This window comes from Cypionkella sinensis (assembly GCF_042646385.1).
GTDB classification, from domain to species: domain Bacteria; phylum Pseudomonadota; class Alphaproteobacteria; order Rhodobacterales; family Rhodobacteraceae; genus Cypionkella; species Cypionkella sinensis.
In genome coordinates, this window is the sequence record NZ_JBHRTO010000002.1 from 532,492 (window position 1) to 548,596 (window position 16,105).

12 protein-coding genes are annotated in these 16,105 nt (G+C 61.1%); 10 read left to right on the forward strand and 2 right to left on the reverse strand.

Going from position 1 to position 16,105, the window contains the following annotated elements:
• The first annotated feature begins 19 nt into the window (after nucleotides 1–19).
• The 9 genes from tagH to tssH all read left to right on the forward strand — a co-directional run bounded on the left by tagH (nucleotide 20) and on the right by tssH (nucleotide 11,764).
• The gene (tagH, locus tag ACFOGH_RS17725; protein ID WP_380074499.1) at nucleotides 20–1,282 is read left to right on the forward strand and encodes a type VI secretion system-associated FHA domain protein TagH; all 1,263 of its coding nucleotides are present in this window, start codon (nucleotides 20–22) and stop codon (nucleotides 1,280–1,282) included.
• A gap of 172 nt (nucleotides 1,283–1,454) precedes the next feature.
• On the forward strand, nucleotides 1,455–2,753 hold the full coding sequence (locus tag ACFOGH_RS17730) for a type VI secretion system protein TssA (RefSeq protein WP_380074500.1): 1,299 nt from the start codon (nucleotides 1,455–1,457) through the stop codon (nucleotides 2,751–2,753).
• 120 nt (nucleotides 2,754–2,873) lie between these two features.
• Entirely contained in the window at nucleotides 2,874–3,398 is a 525-nt protein-coding gene (gene tssB / locus ACFOGH_RS17735; RefSeq protein WP_380074501.1) for a type VI secretion system contractile sheath small subunit, read from the forward strand.
• Between the two features lie 55 nt (nucleotides 3,399–3,453).
• Nucleotides 3,454–4,941: a type VI secretion system contractile sheath large subunit gene (gene tssC / locus ACFOGH_RS17740; protein ID WP_380074502.1), complete on the forward strand. Its 1,488-nt coding sequence runs from the start codon at nucleotides 3,454–3,456 to the stop codon at nucleotides 4,939–4,941.
• Between the two features lie 71 nt (nucleotides 4,942–5,012).
• Nucleotides 5,013–5,513 carry an Hcp family type VI secretion system effector gene (locus ACFOGH_RS17745; RefSeq protein WP_380074503.1) on the forward strand — a complete coding sequence of 167 codons (501 nt, stop codon included), beginning with the start codon at nucleotides 5,013–5,015 and terminating at the stop codon, nucleotides 5,511–5,513.
• A gap of 96 nt (nucleotides 5,514–5,609) precedes the next feature.
• Nucleotides 5,610–6,164 carry a type VI secretion system baseplate subunit TssE gene (gene tssE / locus ACFOGH_RS17750; protein ID WP_380074504.1) on the forward strand — a complete coding sequence of 185 codons (555 nt, stop codon included), beginning with the start codon at nucleotides 5,610–5,612 and terminating at the stop codon, nucleotides 6,162–6,164.
• Nucleotides 6,161–8,098 (forward strand): type VI secretion system baseplate subunit TssF, encoded by a 1,938-nt coding sequence (gene tssF / locus ACFOGH_RS17755; protein WP_380074505.1) that lies wholly within the window; start codon nucleotides 6,161–6,163, stop codon nucleotides 8,096–8,098. Before tssE ends, tssF begins: the two co-directional genes overlap by 4 nt.
• On the forward strand, nucleotides 8,095–9,087 hold the full coding sequence (gene tssG, locus ACFOGH_RS17760) for a type VI secretion system baseplate subunit TssG (protein WP_380074506.1): 993 nt from the start codon (nucleotides 8,095–8,097) through the stop codon (nucleotides 9,085–9,087). Before tssF ends, tssG begins: the two co-directional genes overlap by 4 nt.
• A gap of 43 nt (nucleotides 9,088–9,130) precedes the next feature.
• Nucleotides 9,131–11,764 (forward strand): type VI secretion system ATPase TssH, encoded by a 2,634-nt coding sequence (gene tssH, locus ACFOGH_RS17765; RefSeq protein ID WP_380074507.1) that lies wholly within the window; start codon nucleotides 9,131–9,133, stop codon nucleotides 11,762–11,764.
• Nucleotides 11,765–11,955: 191 nt separating this feature from the next.
• Here tssH and ACFOGH_RS17770 read toward each other — a convergent pair whose 3' ends face one another.
• Together ACFOGH_RS17770 and ACFOGH_RS17775 are read right to left on the reverse strand one after the other, a co-directional pair.
• A complete protein-coding gene (locus ACFOGH_RS17770; RefSeq protein ID WP_380074508.1) occupies nucleotides 11,956–14,214 on the reverse strand; it encodes a peptidoglycan DD-metalloendopeptidase family protein in 2,259 nt (752 codons plus the stop codon).
• Nucleotides 14,215–14,379: 165 nt separating this feature from the next.
• Entirely contained in the window at nucleotides 14,380–14,778 is a 399-nt protein-coding gene (locus tag ACFOGH_RS17775) for a DUF1036 domain-containing protein (protein ID WP_380074509.1), read from the reverse strand.
• Between the two features lie 121 nt (nucleotides 14,779–14,899).
• Here ACFOGH_RS17775 and ACFOGH_RS17780 point away from each other — a divergent pair, with 121 nt between their 5' ends.
• Nucleotides 14,900–16,081 (forward strand): mandelate racemase/muconate lactonizing enzyme family protein, encoded by a 1,182-nt coding sequence (locus tag ACFOGH_RS17780; protein ID WP_380074510.1) that lies wholly within the window; start codon nucleotides 14,900–14,902, stop codon nucleotides 16,079–16,081.
• Nucleotides 16,082–16,105 lie beyond the last annotated feature (24 nt).

A 16,105-nucleotide genomic window follows, 5' to 3' on the forward strand; every position in this document is an offset into this window, starting at 1 on the left:
CTGTTGGAAATGCCCCTGAATGAAACTGACCCTGCGCATCGAGAATTTGGACAGCCTGCCCGACGGCGGCCCGCTGGAGTTTTCGGCTGTGGCGCGCGGCTTCGAGGTGGGGCGCGACTCGGCGATGGATTGGACCCTGCCTGATCCGAACCGCCATATCTCAAGCCGGCATTTCGAGGTGACGTTTCGCGATGGCCAGTTCTGGCTGAACGACATTTCCACCAACGGCACCTTTATCTATGGCGCGTCGATGCGGGTATCTTCGCCGCTTGCGCTGAGCCATAACGAACGGTTGCAGGTGGGGCAGTATATCATCCGCGTGCTGGTGGTGGACCCTGCGGCGCAGGCCTTTGCGCCCGCCGCTATCACGCCGGTGTCCGATCCGTGGAGCCTTGTGCCCAGCCCCACGCCGATGCCGCAGTTTTCCAACACGCCGTTGCCGCCGCCCAATACGCCCTCGCAAGCGCTGGCAGGGCAGTTTGGCGACAGTTTCATCGAAAACCCGCGCCCTGCGGCGTTTGTGCCAACCACCCCGCCCCTGACAACTCCGCCGATAGAGGTGCCGATTGCGCCAGCGCTCAGCCCCCTCCCGCAGGCGGTGACAACGCCAACACCCGTTGTGGCAACGCCGACCCCACCAGCGTCAGAGCCGTTTCCGCTGAAACCGTCGCCGGTGCCGGTTGAGGCCCCGGCCGAGGCACTGCCGTTGCTGGATGCGATCTGCAAAGGGGCTGGATTGCCCGCGGGTAGCCTGTCGAAAGTCGATGTGACGCAACTGGGCGAAGACATTGGCAAATCCCTGCGCATCGCCACCGAACAACTGATGGCTTTGCTGGGCGCGCGGGCGGCGGCGAAGCAGTTCGTCAAAAGCTCGAGCCGGACGATGATCGGCGGCATCAACAATTCGCCCCTGAAGTTCAAGCCCAACGCCACCGAAGCGCTGACCACGATGTTCGCGCAGAAAACCGAAAGCTATCTGGGTGCGGTGGCCGCGTTCAGCCAAGGCTTTGACGACGTAAAGCGCCATCAGACGGCAGTTTATGCGGCGATGCAGCCAGCACTTGCCCGCCTGCTGGAAGATCTGAGCCCTGAGTCGATTGAAGAACGCTCGACCGGGGGAATCATGTCGTCGAAGAAGGCGCGGGCGTGGGAATTGTTTGTCGAACGCTGGGATGCCAAGACACATCCCTATGAAAACGGCATGTTAGACGTGTTTTTGGCCTATTTCTCGGACGCCTATGACGAAGCGGTGAAATCTGCCACCCCGAAAAACGGCGGTTGACCATGCCGCAACGCGGCGCTAGCCTTCACATAAGTTTTGCAAAGGATCGACAATGACTGCCGCATTGATCACCCTTATTCTTGGCACTGGCATCGTGGGCGCCGGCCTGATTGCCGCGTTGCCGAAACCTCAGCCCGTGCGGGTTGCTGCAAAACGCAAGTAAGCTTGCCCGATGCGGCTGGATGATCTGATCAAGCCGATATCCCCTGATGCGCCTTGCGGTGAAGATCTGCTGGCGCTCGATGATCCCGATTACTGCGACTATTACTTCAACGTCGAAGACCGCCTGCCCACCAGCTATTTCAACATGGTGCGCGGCACCCTGTTTGATCCGAAAACAGTCGATCAAAAGACCGAATCCGCCCAGATAGATGCCCTGCTGAAACGCAGCCGCGATTTGCGCCTGCTGGGGCTTGAGGCCAAGTTTCAGATCCTTTCCGGGCGCTTCAAAGGCTTTGCCGATGCGGTGATGGGCTTTGCCGGGTTGATCGAGACCTACCCCGGTGATGTAGTGCCGGTGGATGCCGTCGACCGGCAGAATGCGATCGAGGAATTGAACGCGCTGGCGACGATTGTGGCCCCGCTGGATTACGCGATCCTGCTGACCGACAAGCGGGTGGGTGACATCATCTATCGCGGCTACGGCACGGCCTCGGGCAAGATCCCGCTGCGCGAGGGCGAGCAGCCAGGCGATGTCGGCAATATAACCGGCGCGCTGAGTTCTGCGGAAAATGCCAAGGCGGTGGATGCGCTTTACGCGCAGCTGACCGGGATGCGGGCGGCGATCAAGACGATGGTTCAGCTGTGCCAATCGGCACCGAAGGGCTTCACCCCAAAGTTAGAGCGTCTGGACGACAAGCTGGCCGATATTCTGGCCATGGTGACGGCCGCGCGCGGCGATCTGGGCGAGGCTGCGCCGGTGGCGACAGAATCCACCGACGGAGACCTGCCCGCTGTGGCTGCGGGTGGTGCTGCCACCACGATCACTGTGCAGACCGGCACCGCAGAGGTACCCAACCACCGTGCCGCTTATCAGTTGTTGCAGGCGGTAGAGCGCTACTTTGCCACCACGGAACCGGCCTCGCTGGCGTTGGTTCTTGTGACGCAATCGCGGTTGCTGATCGGGCGGCCGCTGGTGGAAGCCATCGACGCTTTGCTTGAAAATTCAGCCGGTTACGCCAAGATCAACTTTGGCACGGAAACCGGCTTTGAAATCTCGATGTCGCGGATGCGCGATCTGTCCGGGCAGGCCAATATCACCAGCGATGATTTCTCAACCCCGCGTGAGGATGACCCGCCCACGCCCGAAGTGGTCAGCCGCGATCACGCCGGGCAGATCTTGAAGCAGATCGAAGATTTCTACCGGATGCGCGAACCGGCAAGCCCGATTCCAATCCTACTGTTCAAAGCCCGAAATATGCTGTCTAAAGACTTTCACGCGCTGGTGCGCGAATTGATTCCGCCGAACTGATTTTGCCTGACCGACCCCGTTTCATTTGACCAGTTGCCCGTTTTGGGTGCCCCGTTGAAATCTGTTGACTTGTAGCCTCTGTGCGGCTTTTCTTTTCGTATTTAGAACAGGAGAATTGTTATGGCCCCTTCCGATTCAGCCACAGGCTTTATCAAGCGCAATCGTCCGCCGCGCGTGCAGATTTCCTACGCCGATCCGATTGAAGCCAACAAACAGGTCGAACTGCCCTTCGTGATGGGGATCATGTCTGACCTGTCCGGCAATGCCAGCAAAGTGGAAAAACCGCCTGTCGCCGACCGCGAATTCACCTCGGTGTCGTCGGATACGCTGGATGACTATATGGAAAGCGTCTCGCCGGGTCTGGCGATCAATGTTGACAACAAGCTGGACCCCGAACAGGGCGGCAAGCTGTCAGTCAATCTGAACTTCAAGAAAATGGCCGATCTCTCCCCCGGCGAAATCGCGCGGCAGGTGCCTGCGCTGAACAGCCTGCTTGAGGCGCGTCAGCAACTGGCCAATCTGGCCCGCTACATGAACGGCAAATCCGGCGCGCAGGATCAGTTGAAGCAACTGCTGGCCGATCCGGCCCTGATGGCCGCCCTGAACGAACGCCGCGCCGCTGCCAAGCCGGAAGGCGAAGAATAACCTGTCGCGCGCCGTTGCAGGCCGCGTTCCCGCAAGACATTTTTAGGACATCGACATGGCAACTGAACTGCAACAAGACGGCGGGGCTGGTGGCGCCCTTCACGAGTTGGACGAATTCTCGGCGATCCTGAAGCAAAACTTCAAACCGCGCAGCGATGTCGCGGCGCGCGAAGTGGAAAACGCCGTTGGCACCCTTGTGCGTGAGGCTTTGGCCGACGAGACGGTGATCACCGATGATATCCTCGACACCATCGACAAGATGCTGGCCAAGATCGACGAAAAGCTGTCGCAGCAGGTCAATGAAATCATCCACAACGCCGAATATCAAAAACTGGAAAGCGCGTGGCGGGGTTTGGCCTACACGGTGAACAACACCGAGTCGGATGCGACGCTGAAGCTGCAAGTGATGAACATCTCGAAAACCGAGTTGGACAAGGAACTGCGCGGCTATCCGGGGGCCAAGTGGGACCAAAGCCCGCTGTTCAAGAAGATTTACGAGGCCGAGTTTGGCCAGTTGGGCGGCCAGCCATTCGGCGCGCTGGTGGGTGACTTTGCGTTCGACCATTCGTCGTCTGACGTGCGCCTGCTGCGCGATCTGGGCAAGATTGCCGCCGCCGCCCATGCGCCTTTCATCACCTCGCCCGCACCGACCCTGATGGGGATGGACAGCTGGAACGAACTTGGCAACCCGCGCGATTTGTCCACGGTGTTTGACACGCCGGATTATGCAGGCTGGAACTCGCTGCGCGACTCGGAAAACTCGCGCTATATCGCGCTGGCGATGCCGCGGGTGCTGGCGCGTGCGCCCTACGGCCAAAATGGCGAGCCGGTGGAAGAATTCAACTTTGAAGAAACCACCGATGGCCATGAAGGCAAGCAATATGCTTGGATGAACGCCGCCCATGCGATGGCGGTCAACATCAACCGCGCGCACAAGGAATACGGCTGGACGGTGCAGATTCGCGGCGTCACCTCGGGCGGTGAGATCACCAGCCTGCCGGTGCATAACTTCGATACCGGCGATGGCTCGACCGATATGAAATGCCCGACCGAATTCGCCATCAGCGATCGCCGTGAAGGCGAGCTTTCCAAATCGGGGATCATGCCCTTGATCCACCGCAAGAACACCGACCGCGCCGCATTCTTGGGCGCGCAATCGTTGTACCGACCGAAGAAATACCAGAACGAAGAGGCCACGGCCTCGGACAATCTGTCTTCGCGCATCCCGTATATCTTCGCGATCTCGCGTTTCAGCCATTATCTGAAATGCATGGTGCGGGACATGGTCGGTTCAAACCGTGAGCAGGCGCAGCTGGAAAAAGAGCTGCAAAACTGGATCAACCAGTATGTTCACGGCAACCCTGCAACTGCCTCGGAGCGCGAAAAGGCATTGATGCCCTTGGCTGCGGCCAAGGTGGAAGTGATCGCGGACGAAGAAAACCCCGGCTACTACGTCGGAAGATTCTTCCTTCGTCCGCACTACCAGTTGGAAGGCATGGATATCGGGATGAGCCTGGTCTCCAAGCTGCCTTCCGGCAAATAAGTCGCGGTCTTGGGCGTCACACTCACGACACCGCCCAAGGCAGCTAAAGTTTCATTCAAAGGAGAGTACAGATGGCCGGAACAGACATTTTTCTGAAGGTTGGCGGCGGGATCAACGGCGAATCCACCGATGACCAGTTCAAAGATCATTTGAACATCGACAGCTATGGCTGGGGCGTCACCCAGCAAGGCACGTTCAGCGCCGGTTCGGGCGCAGGCGGCGGCGCGGGCCGTTCGATGGTGCAGGACATGCATTTCACCAAGCTGATCTGCAAAGCCTCGCCCGAACTGATGATCGCTTGCGCCACCGGCAAGCACATCCCGGATGCGACGCTCTATGTGCGCAAAGCCACCGGCGACAAGGCGATGGTTTACTTCCAGTTCGTGATGAAAGACGTGCTGGTGTCGTCGTATCAGACCGGTTCGGGCGGTGGTCAGGGCGCGTTGATCAACGAGCAATTCTCGTTCAACTTCCGCGAACTGACCCTGACCTACTGGCAGCAAACCGCCGCTGGTGGCCAAGGTGCGAAGGTCGAGAAGAAATACGACCTCGCCACGAACAAAGGCTCCTGAGCATAAAGGCCGGGCGTTTCTGCGCCCGGCCTTCCCCTTTGATCAGCGCTTGACCCGCACCGCTCTCAGGCGACGAGATCCGAAGAAAGTCGGCCTATGGCAGAGCGTGACGGCATTTTCCAAGTTTCCCTGATGAACGTGTTCCGCCAAGCCGCACGCCAGCGCGATGCTTCTGCGCGCGATGATACCATGACCGACGGCGATGGCCGGGTTCTGTCGGCCCGCAGCATTGAACGCCGCGAAGGTGCGGGGCAAGCGACCCTGCGCGACCATCTGGCGATTGATCTGGGCAACCTGATGGCGACTGTGCATCTGGAAGCCTCGATTCCATTGACCGGCCTTGATTTTGTGAAGAAGTCGATTTTGAATTACGGTATCCCCGATATGTCGCGCCTGACGGTGGATGATCACCGCCACAGCCAAGTTGCCCGCGATCTGCGCGATGCTTTGCTGGCGCATGAACCCCGGTTGATTGCCGAAACCCTGTCGGTCAAAATGCGCCGCCCCGAGGCCGACAGCGCGCAACGCATCGCCTTTGACATCACCGCCGAGATGGCCGCGCGCCCGGTGGATGTGCCGCTGGAATTTGTCGCCGAGATCGACACCGGGGCAGGCAAAGTCGCGCTGTCGAACCTTGTGGTGCGCGGATGAACCGGGCTTTCCTTGAGGCATATAACCGCGAACTGGCCCTGCTGTATGAAGGGGCCAAGGAATTTGCCGAGGATTTTCCCGGCATTGCCGAGCGTTTGGGGGGGCTTACGCAAGACAACCTTGATCCGGCGGTGGCAGGGCTGCTGGAAGGTGCGGCCTTTATGGCGGCACGGGTGCAGTTGAAACTGGATAGTGAGTTTTCCACCTTTACCGGCGAATTGCTCGATCAGCTTTTGCCGAACTTCATGGCCCCGACACCCTCGGCGATCCTCGCGCAGGCCGATCCGAACTTTGCCGAGGATGAGTTGGAGAAGGGCAAAAGCTTTGCCCCCGGTAGCTATCTGGATGCACGTTATGTCGATCGTGATCAGCGGATTTCCTGCCGGTTTCGGCTGTCTGCGCCGCTGACGCTGTGGCCGCTGCGGCTGACCACGGCGCGGTTTGTCACTGGGCCGACGGCGTTTCAGGCTTTGGGGCTGGATGTTGGGCCGGATACGGCGGGCGGGTTGATCCTGTCTTTCCTGCGCCCAGCCTCGGCCGCGCAAAAGGATAAACCCGGCAAGCCGGTGGCGGCCATTCAAGCCGACAGCCTTCCCGTCTATCTGACCGGCGATCTGGGAGAGCAGATTTCGGTTTACGAGCATCTGTTCACCAACTCCACCCGCGCCACCATCCGCTATCTGGATGCGCGCGGCGATCCGATTTTCCTGCGTCTGGAACCAAGCTGGCTGGAGCAGATCGGCTTTGACGAGGCCGAGGCGATCTTCCCCGAGGATACCCGTGTGTTCCGCGGCTTTACCCTGCTGCGCGAGTTTTTCCTGTTTCCGCAGAAGTTCCTGGGCTTTCGCCTGCAAGGCCTGCGCAAGGTTCTGCCGCGTATTCCGGCGGCCAGTTTTGATCTGATGGTCGAGATGAACGCGGTGCGCCCCAGCCTGCCGGCGCGGATCACGGCCGAGAATTTCCGCCTGTTCGCCGCCCCTGCAATCAACCTTTTCGAGGAAAACTGCGCGCAGGTCAAACTGGACACGCTGCGGCACGACTACCTTGTCAGCGCCGACAGCAGCCCTGCTTCGCATTACGAAGTGCATCGGATTACCGAAGTGTTCGCCTATTACGCCGGGGTGAAAACCAAGATCCCGGTGCATCCTTTGTATGGCCTGCCCGCCGATGTGATGGCCCCGCGTGAGGCGCTTTATTACACCGCCAAGCAGCGCCCGCGCCGTCTGACCGCCAAGGAAAAACGTTTTGGGCAGGTGCAAGGCTATACCGGCACCGAAAGCTTTATCTCGATTTACGAGCCGGGGCATCTGGACAGTGCCGAGCGGGTGAAGCGCTTGCAGATCAAACTGCTGTGTTCCAACCGCCATCTGCCGCAATACCTGCCGATTGCCCAAGGCGGTGCGGATTTCCGGCTGAATGACGATACCGCCATCCCGCTGCGCTGCATCGCGGGACCGACCACCCCGCGCGAGTCGGTGCTGGAGTTGGATCAATCCGCCCCCCACCGCGCCACGGCGGGGCCGGTGCAGTGGCGGCTGATCTCGTTCCTGTCGCTGAATTTTCTGGGCTTGGATAATCGCGGCAGCCGCGATGAAGCGGCGGCGCTGCGCGAATTGTTGTCGCTGTTCGCCGATGTCACCGCTCAGACCACCGAGCGGCAGTTGCAGGGGTTGAAGGCTGTGACCAGCCGCCCCGTCACCCGCACTATCCAGCGCGCGGGCGGCTATCACGCGGCGCGCGGCACCGAGGTGACGCTGCGGTTTGACGAACGCGCGTTCGAAGGCTCGGGCGTGTTCTTGCTGGGTGCGGTGCTGGATCGGTTTTTTGCCGAATATGCCAGCATCAACAGCTTTACCCAGTTGGTGCTGACCAGCGATCAACGCGGCGTGATCAAGACGTTCCCGCCCCGCACCGGACAGGGGCCGCTGCTATGAACCGCCGCGACGCGCTCAAGGCCGAGCCTGCCGAGTTTGGCTTTCTGGCCTTGATGCGTGAATTGGAGCGTGGCCAGCCGCAACATCCGCGGATTGGCCGCAATCAGACCATGGCGCAGGAAGTGGTGCGGCTGGGGCAGGAACCGTTTCAGGCCTTCCCCGACCGCAACGTCAGCCAAGTGACGGAAACCGCAGGCGGAAAGCTGCGGGTGCGGTCGAATTTCCTTGGCTATTTCGGCCCGCAAGGGGCGCTGCCGATGAATACCACGGCAGAGGTGCAGCAGTGGTATATGTTCAAGGATGAGGCGTTCGTGCGCCTTGCCGATCTGTTCACCAACCGCTTTCAGCAGTTGTTCTTCCGGGCCTGGTCGGATGCGCGCGGCATCACCCAATATGACCACCCCGAGGATGATCGGTTTCAGGCCTATGTCGGCGCCCCCGTGGGCCTTGCCTCGCCCGCCTTGCAGCGCCGTGGCACAGTGCCGGACATGGCGCGGCTGCCCTTGACGGGCATCGCGATGGCGCGGGTGAAAAGCCCGGTGCGGCTGCGGCAGATACTGGAAAGCCTGTGCGGGGTAAGCGTTGAGATTGAGGAGAATGTGCCGGTCTGGCTGGGGTTTGAGCCTTCGGATCTCACCCGGCTGGGGGCAGCGAATTCTGGCTTGGGGCGCGATTGCCGCTTGGGCAGCCGGGTGCAATCGGTGACAGAGAAAATCCGCGTCGCGGTGAGAACCGAAAGCCTGCCGCAGTATCAAAGTTTTCTGCCGGGTGGCACCAGCTTTCAGCGCCTGACCGAGCTTTTGTTCACATACCTTGGCCATGAGACCGAGGTGGAAATCGCACCCTCTTTGCCCGCCGATCAGGTCAAAGGCATGGCCTTGGGCAAGTCGGGCGCGCTTGGCTGGACAGGCTGGATCGCGCCACCGCAAGCCCCTCCGGGCAGCTATAGGTCGGATGCGGTTTTCGCCTCGGACCGCCGCTCTGCCTGACTTCGCATTCTGACATTTGAAAACTGATTTGAAGGGAAACACCATGGCCGACATTAGCCTTGAAACCGTCGCCGGAAAGCTGAACCGGGTGGGGTATGATGCGTTTTTGCAATCCTTGCGCCACGCCAAGAATGAGGGCAACCGCAATGTCGAGTTGTCGCATTGGCTGTTCCATATCGTGCAGAATCCGAAATCGGATATTTCGGCAACGCTGAACCACTTCAAACTCGACCGTGCCAAGCTGGAGCGTGATCTGGCCGCTGTGATCGACAGTTTCCGCAAAAGTGCGACCGAAATGCCCTCGGTATCCGAGTCGATGACCACGGTGATGGATCACGGCTGGCGCTATGCCACGCTGCTGTTTGGCGAAGCGCAGATCAGAACCGGGCATATTCTGGTGGCGGCGCTGAAGGATAAAGAGGCGCGCGCCAAGCTGGTGCAGATGTCGAAAGTGTTCGGCGAGATCAACCCGGATACGCTGGTGAACGAAGCGCGTGGGGCGTGGAAGTACTCCGATGAGGAGGACATGCGCCCGATGGACGGCACCGGGGTGGGGCGCGCGCAGGCGGGTGCGGCGGCGGCGGGGGGCCAGACGGGCACCACTGCGCTCGATCGTTTCGCGGTGGATATGACGGCGGTGGCGGCATCCGGCAAGATGGACCCGATTGTCGGCCGGGATGAGGAAATCCGCCAGATCATCGACATTCTGCTGCGGCGTCGGCAGAACAACCCGATCCTGACGGGTGAGGCTGGGGTCGGCAAAACCGCCGTGGTCGAAGGCTTTGCGCAACGATTGGCTGCGGGCGATGTGCCGCCGAAATTGCAGGGCAACAAGCTTTACATGCTCGATTTGGGGCTGATGCAGGCCGGGGCCAGCATGAAGGGCGAGTTTGAACAGCGCCTGCGGAGCGTGATTGACGAGGTGCAGGGCAGCCCCGTGCCGATCATCCTGTTCATTGACGAGATTCACACCCTGATGGGCGCGGGCGGGGCGGCTGGCACCGGCGATGCGGCGAACCTTTTGAAACCGGCACTGGCGCGCGGCACCCTGCGCACGGTGGGGGCTACGACATGGATGGAGTATGCGAAATACTTCGAGAAAGACCCGGCGATGACCCGGCGCTTCCAGCCGATCACCATTGACGAGCCTTCCACCGACCGCGCCTGCTACATGCTGCGCGGTATCCTTGCGCCGATGGAAAAGCACCACGGCGTGCGGATTTCGGACGAGGCTGTGGTGGCGGCGGTGAACCTTTCGGCCCGCTATATCCCGTCGCGGCAGTTGCCCGATAAGGCGGTGTCGCTGCTGGATACCGCCTGTGCGCGGGTGGCGATCAGCCAATCGACCACGCCCGCCAAGGTGCAGGATCTGCGGGTGAAGATTCAGGCACTGGCGTCTGAGATTGCTGCGAAGGAAGCCCAGCGTGATCTGGGCGAGGTGAACGAGGAACGCATCACCGAAGCGCAGGCCGAACAGGCGGCGGCCGAGGCCGAATTGGCTGTGACCGAGGCGATGTATACGGGCGAAAAGGCCAAGGTCGATGAGATTTTGGCCCTGCGCGCCGCGCTGACCGAGGAAGGCGCTGATGCGGCCACCCTGCGCGGTGAACTCGCGGGCAAGATGACCGGGCTTGAGGAAACCAAGCCGGATGACCGGATGGTCTATGCCCATGTAGATGCGCAATCGGTGGCCTCGATCATCTCGGATTGGACGGGGATTCCGGCGGGCCGCATGGTGTCGGACGAATTGCAGATGATCCTGACGCTGGGCGACCGGCTGAAAGAACGGGTGATCGGGCAGGATCACGGGCTGGAGATGATCGCCAAGCGCATCGAGACCTCCAGCGCCAAGCTGTCGAACCCGAACAAGCCGATTGGGGTGTTCATGCTGTGCGGCCCTTCTGGTGTGGGGAAAACCGAAACCGCGCTGGCCTTGGCCGAGGCGGTTTATGGCGGCGAGCAGAACATCATCACCATCAACATGAGCGAGTTCCAAGAGGCCCATACCGTCAGCCTGCTGAAAGGCGCGCCCCCCGGCTATGTCGGCTATGGCGAGGGCGGGCGGTTGACCGAAGCGGTCCGGCGCAAACCGCATTCGGTCGTGCTGCTAGATGAGGTCGAAAAGGCCCATTCTGATGTGCATGAGCTGTTCTTTCAGGTGTTCGACAAGGGCATCATGGAGGATGGCTCGGGCCGCCCGATCAACTTCAAGAACACTCTGATCCTGCTGACCAGCAATGTCGGCACCGAAGTGATCATGGATATGGCCGAAAAGGGCGAAACCCGGCCTGCGGTCGAGGAATTGTCCGAGGCGATGAAGCCCTATCTGACACGTGTATTCCCGCCCGCCCTGCTGGGCCGCATCGTGACGATCCCGTATTTCCCGCTGTCTGCCGAGGTGCTGTCGGGCATCGTCAAACTGAAGCTGAAAGCCATCGTGCGGCGGATGAAGGAAAACCATGGCGCTGTGATGACCGTGTCGCCCGAGGTGATGGCCTATCTGGTCGATCAGTGCAAAGACCCGGATTCGGGTGGCCGCATGGTCGATAACATCATCACCAACACCATCCTGCCCGACCTCTCGCGCGAGGTGTTGTCGCGGATGGTGACGCAGACGCCTATCAAGACGGTGGAGATCGTGATGAAAGACGGGGCTATCGGTTACGATTTCGCCTGAGTGGCGGTGCCTGCAAGCAGGCACCCTACGGGATATGTATCTTCCCATCTGGGAATGACTTGTGTGGCGGAATAGGAAAGACACCATATGTTGTGGTGACAGGGTGCTGGTTTTGATCATTGGGCAGTGGTGCGTGCAAGCACGCACCCTACGGTCATATTTGGTAGGGTGTGTGCTTGCACGCACCCTCCTCAGATCGGAGTGCCCAGCAGGCCTGCGATGATCTTTTGGTAGGCCAGCACTTCGGGCGGGGTGGCGGCGACGGCGGGCAGGCTGGAGCCGCCCTTGCGGCTCATCTTCAGCTCGGCCCATTCCTTGACATAGGCAATGGTGCGCCCGGCCAGGAACGGGTTGGCCTTGACCACGCCTGCCCCCATCACATCGCCCACCAACTGATCATCCTGTGCGTTCAGCACCATATTGGCCCCCTCGGCGCCAAGGAAATGGCACAGGTATAGCCGCCCCGCCGTGATGTCATGCCCCCGCGCGCGCAGATAGCTTTCGCCCTCACGCGCGAGGGCCGTCACCATCTCGCGGCTGATGGTGGGATCGGTGCGCAGCGCGAGCAGGCTGGCGCGGTCCATCGTGCTGGCCAGATCGGGGCGGTATTGCTGCATCATCCGCAGCCATGTGCTTTCAATAAACTGGCCCAATCCCACGGCGCTGGAAAGCGGATTGGCGGCATCGGCCTTGCCGCCCGATTCCACCCGGATGATCTGATCCACCAACACTTCCACCGCCGAGCCGCCGCCATCGGCCACCACTGCAGCCCCACCCACCAACGGATCAACCGCGACGCCGTTCTCATACAACTCGAAATGCAGATGCGGCCCGGTCGATTGCCCGGTGGTGCCGATATAGCCGATCAACTGCCCCGCCGTCACTGCCATGCCCGCCTTGATGCCATCGGCAAAGGCCGAAAGATGCGCATAGCGGGTTTCCAGATTGCCGGGATGGCTGATCTTGATCAGGTTGCCATAGGTGCCGCCATCGCCCGCCGCCAGAATGGTGCCGCCGAACGCTGCCACCACGGGCGTGCCAATTGGGGCGGCCCAATCGGTGCCCTTGTGCAGCTTCAACACCTTGAGGATAGGGTGCATCCGGGGGCCAAAGCGCGAGGTCAGCACGCCCTTCGCAGGCGTTACAAACCCCGCCCGCAAGGAAACACCCCCGCCTGCCGCGCCGCCGCCGCCGCTGGTGCCGGGGCCAAAGCAGGTGTAATCCTCTTTCCCGGCAGGCTTGAAGACATGACATTCCAGCACCTTGCCCTCGCCCTTGATCGCGGCATAGAGCACCTGACCGGGGCCGGAGCCGCCCGTGCCCGGATTGCGCGAATAGAGCAGCGTCATCTTGTCGCCGGGGGCGGCGAAGCTATCCATATCAAAGGCTTGGCTCATCATCACGATGGTTTCGGCCACCACCGCCGAAGGCACACCGTTACGGATCGCCGCCGAATAGAACGCATCCAGCATCCGGTATTTGCGGCTTGTATCTATATCCGCTGCCGCCTGATCCCCGGCAAAGCTGAACAGATCTTCCTCGACCCAGGGGTCCGCAGAGGTCACGACGTTGCCTGCATCATTGATGGCGACCGAGCCGAAGTAATCGGTCTTGGTGTAAAGCGAGGCCTGCACCGGCACCATAATCCCGCTGCGGTTCGCCGCCCGCACCGCGAGAATCTTGCCCGGCCCAAGGCTGGCAAATTCGGGCACCAGCACCGCCGCCGCTTCGGCAAACCGCTTGGCGGCGGCTGCATCCATGCCGTTCCCGGCCATCAGGGCGGCAAGGTCGGTGGTGTCTTTCAACCGCAGAAAAGTATCCTGATAGGGTGGCTTGCGCTGACCTTCCGGCAGGATGAAATTGACGCTGGTGGTGTTCTCGATCCGGGTTTTGACATAGGTTTCGAGCGTGGTCGTCCCATCCATATTCTCGCCCCAACTGGCATCACCATCCGCCACCACCACGGTTTCCGCAGGCTGCTCCGAGGGCGCTTGCGGTTTCGGCAAGGCTGTGGGTGCCGCGCGCTGCGCCTGAAAATAGGCGAAATCCTCGCGGCTCGACGGCAGTGTTGTGATCAGCTTTTCCTCGCCCGTGATCAGATCATCGCTCAGCAGCGACAGCTCATCGCCCGCCCGCTCTGCCGGTATGTCGATGGGGCGCAACAGTTTGCGGGTTTTCAGCGCAGCCCCGGTGTCAAAGCGCAGCACCATCGGATCGCCCGCCAGATCGACAAAGGCCGAGACATAGGCGGCAGGCGGGGTATCGTCGGCCACATCCACCGGCGCATCAGGGGTGCCCACCGTGACCACGCCGCCGAGGTATAGCGCCACCGCCACCCCGCACAGCGCCACCACCGCCCCGATCCACAGCACCACACGCACCGCCACGGCATTGCTGCGCCGCTGCGCCGAACGCGCGCGGGCGGCTTTGAAACGGGGGTCGATATCCATGCCAACCTTGCCGGAAACGCGCTGAAATTCTGCCAATAATCCTGCCAGCCTAGCGCAGCGCAACTCAACTGGCTAGCGGCTGAAAACCGCTAAAACTTGTCTAAAATTGTCATCCTCTGCGCGCAAATATCCTCGGGGTGAGGCGAAGCCGAGGGGGCGAGCCCCCTATTGCGTTGCCGCCAGAAACAACGTCCAGCGCTGGGTTTTCAGCGTATCCACCTCGATGAACCCCGCAGAAATATCGCCGCGTGACCAGCATTCATTGATCCCCCGGATCGAAAACTTGCGCGGTGAGATGCACATCTGCGTCGTGCCGTTCAAAATCGGCTGGCCGAACACATCCTGCGCGTAAAGATAGATGTAGCGGCTGGCGAGTTCTTCCTTGATTACATTGGCACATTGGTTCGGGCCGATGGTCCACCAGCCCTCGGTCTGAAACTCGCCCGCCACATCCTGCCCGATGGCGACGTTGACCACATCAAAACTTTGGTTGCACACGGCAAATTCCGCCGCCGCAGGGGTGGCAAGACACAGGCCGGACAGCAAGAGCAACACGCGGATCATCGCACCAGCATAGCCGCCCGCGCGGCTTGCGCAAAGAGACAAGGCGCGACGTTTTCTGTCGCAACCCAACCAGACCACAGGGGCGATCCTTGCCAGATTGAACGGGCAAGATGGAGGCAGCATGAAGATCAAGGCCATTCGCGCAACCCCGGTACTGATCCCGCTTGAGGCGCCGTATCTTTGGTCTTACGGCGCGCTGGATGGCTTCACCAAGACCATTGTCGAGGTGGAAACCAGCGATGGCGTGATCGGGATTGCCGAAGCGCCCAGCCATGGCTCGGCTGCGATCATCCTGCGGATGGCCGAGGCTTTGGTGGGCCACGACCCGCTGGATATGGCGGGGCTGGAACGCCGCGTGCTGCCGTCGATGCCCGCCAATCATTCTGTCACCGACTATGCCACCCGCGCTGCCTGGGGTGGGATCGAGATCGCGCTGTGGGATTTGCGCGGCAAGCTGTGGGGGCAGCCCGTGGCAAATCTGTTGGGCGGCATTCAAAGCAGTGAAATCCCCTTCACCGATTACTTTTCCTACCGCTTGCCGCAGAACGGCAAAGGCGGTGAAGCCAGCGTGCAGGCGGTGGTGGATTACTGCCTGTCCTTGCGCGAGGCGCATGGCACGACATGGTTTGAGGGCAAGGTCTCGGACCCCGATCTGAACGCCAATATCCGGCTGATTCAGGCACTACGCGCCGCCTTGGGCGAAGATGCCATGCTGCGCATCGACAGCAATCAGGCGTTCTCGCTGCCGTCCTGCCTGCATCTGGCCCCGGCGTTCGAAGAGTTGAACATCCGCAACTGGGAAGACCCCACCCCGGATTGGACGGCGATGAAACGCTTGCGGGCGCGCACCACGATCCCGTTCTCGGGCCACAACACCGACATCGGCAAAGCCATGGCCTACGGCGTGCCGGATGCCATCGTCTCGGATGTGGCGGGGTTTGGCGGTTTTTCGGCAATGCTGCGGTTTGTCAGCGGTTGTCAGGCGGCTGGGATTGATTTCTGGTGCTATTCGGGCGGTTCAGGGCTGGAAACTGCCGCCTATCTGCACGCCTGCGCGGCGCATCCGCATATCCGCGAACCGAACCAGTCGCTACTGCGCCAACAGCCACATGACGTGATCGTCGAAGGCCCGTTCAGCCCGAAGCACAACCACATCACTCTGCCAACCGGGCCGGGGCTGGGGGTGACGCTGGACGGCGACCGCGTGGCCTATTGCGCGCGGCTTTTGGTGGAAAACGGTGTGCCGAACAAGTATCACGACCCAGACGCCCCCGGCCAGATGCGCCGGATGCCGCTGATCTGACGAGAGCCATTCGACGCGGGCTCT

What these genes read in the sequence shown, in the direction of transcription:
- ACFOGH_RS17780 (WP_380074510.1), top strand. Translation starts at nt 14,900, where the DNA reads ATGAAGATCAAGGCCATTCGCGCAACCCCGGTACTGATCCCGCTTGAG.
- tssF (WP_380074505.1), top strand. Translation starts at nt 6,161, where the DNA reads ATGAACCGGGCTTTCCTTGAGGCATATAACCGCGAACTGGCCCTGCTG.
- ACFOGH_RS17745 (WP_380074503.1), top strand. Translation starts at nt 5,013, where the DNA reads ATGGCCGGAACAGACATTTTTCTGAAGGTTGGCGGCGGGATCAACGGC.
- tssB (WP_380074501.1), top strand. Translation starts at nt 2,874, where the DNA reads ATGGCCCCTTCCGATTCAGCCACAGGCTTTATCAAGCGCAATCGTCCG.
- tssH (WP_380074507.1), top strand. Translation starts at nt 9,131, where the DNA reads ATGGCCGACATTAGCCTTGAAACCGTCGCCGGAAAGCTGAACCGGGTG.
- tssG (WP_380074506.1), top strand. Translation starts at nt 8,095, where the DNA reads ATGAACCGCCGCGACGCGCTCAAGGCCGAGCCTGCCGAGTTTGGCTTT.
- tssE (WP_380074504.1), top strand. Translation starts at nt 5,610, where the DNA reads ATGGCAGAGCGTGACGGCATTTTCCAAGTTTCCCTGATGAACGTGTTC.
- ACFOGH_RS17775 (WP_380074509.1), bottom strand. Translation starts at nt 14,778, where the DNA reads ATGATCCGCGTGTTGCTCTTGCTGTCCGGCCTGTGTCTTGCCACCCCT.
- tagH (WP_380074499.1), top strand. Translation starts at nt 20, where the DNA reads ATGAAACTGACCCTGCGCATCGAGAATTTGGACAGCCTGCCCGACGGC.
- ACFOGH_RS17770 (WP_380074508.1), bottom strand. Translation starts at nt 14,214, where the DNA reads ATGGATATCGACCCCCGTTTCAAAGCCGCCCGCGCGCGTTCGGCGCAG.
- ACFOGH_RS17730 (WP_380074500.1), top strand. Translation starts at nt 1,455, where the DNA reads ATGCGGCTGGATGATCTGATCAAGCCGATATCCCCTGATGCGCCTTGC.
- tssC (WP_380074502.1), top strand. Translation starts at nt 3,454, where the DNA reads ATGGCAACTGAACTGCAACAAGACGGCGGGGCTGGTGGCGCCCTTCAC.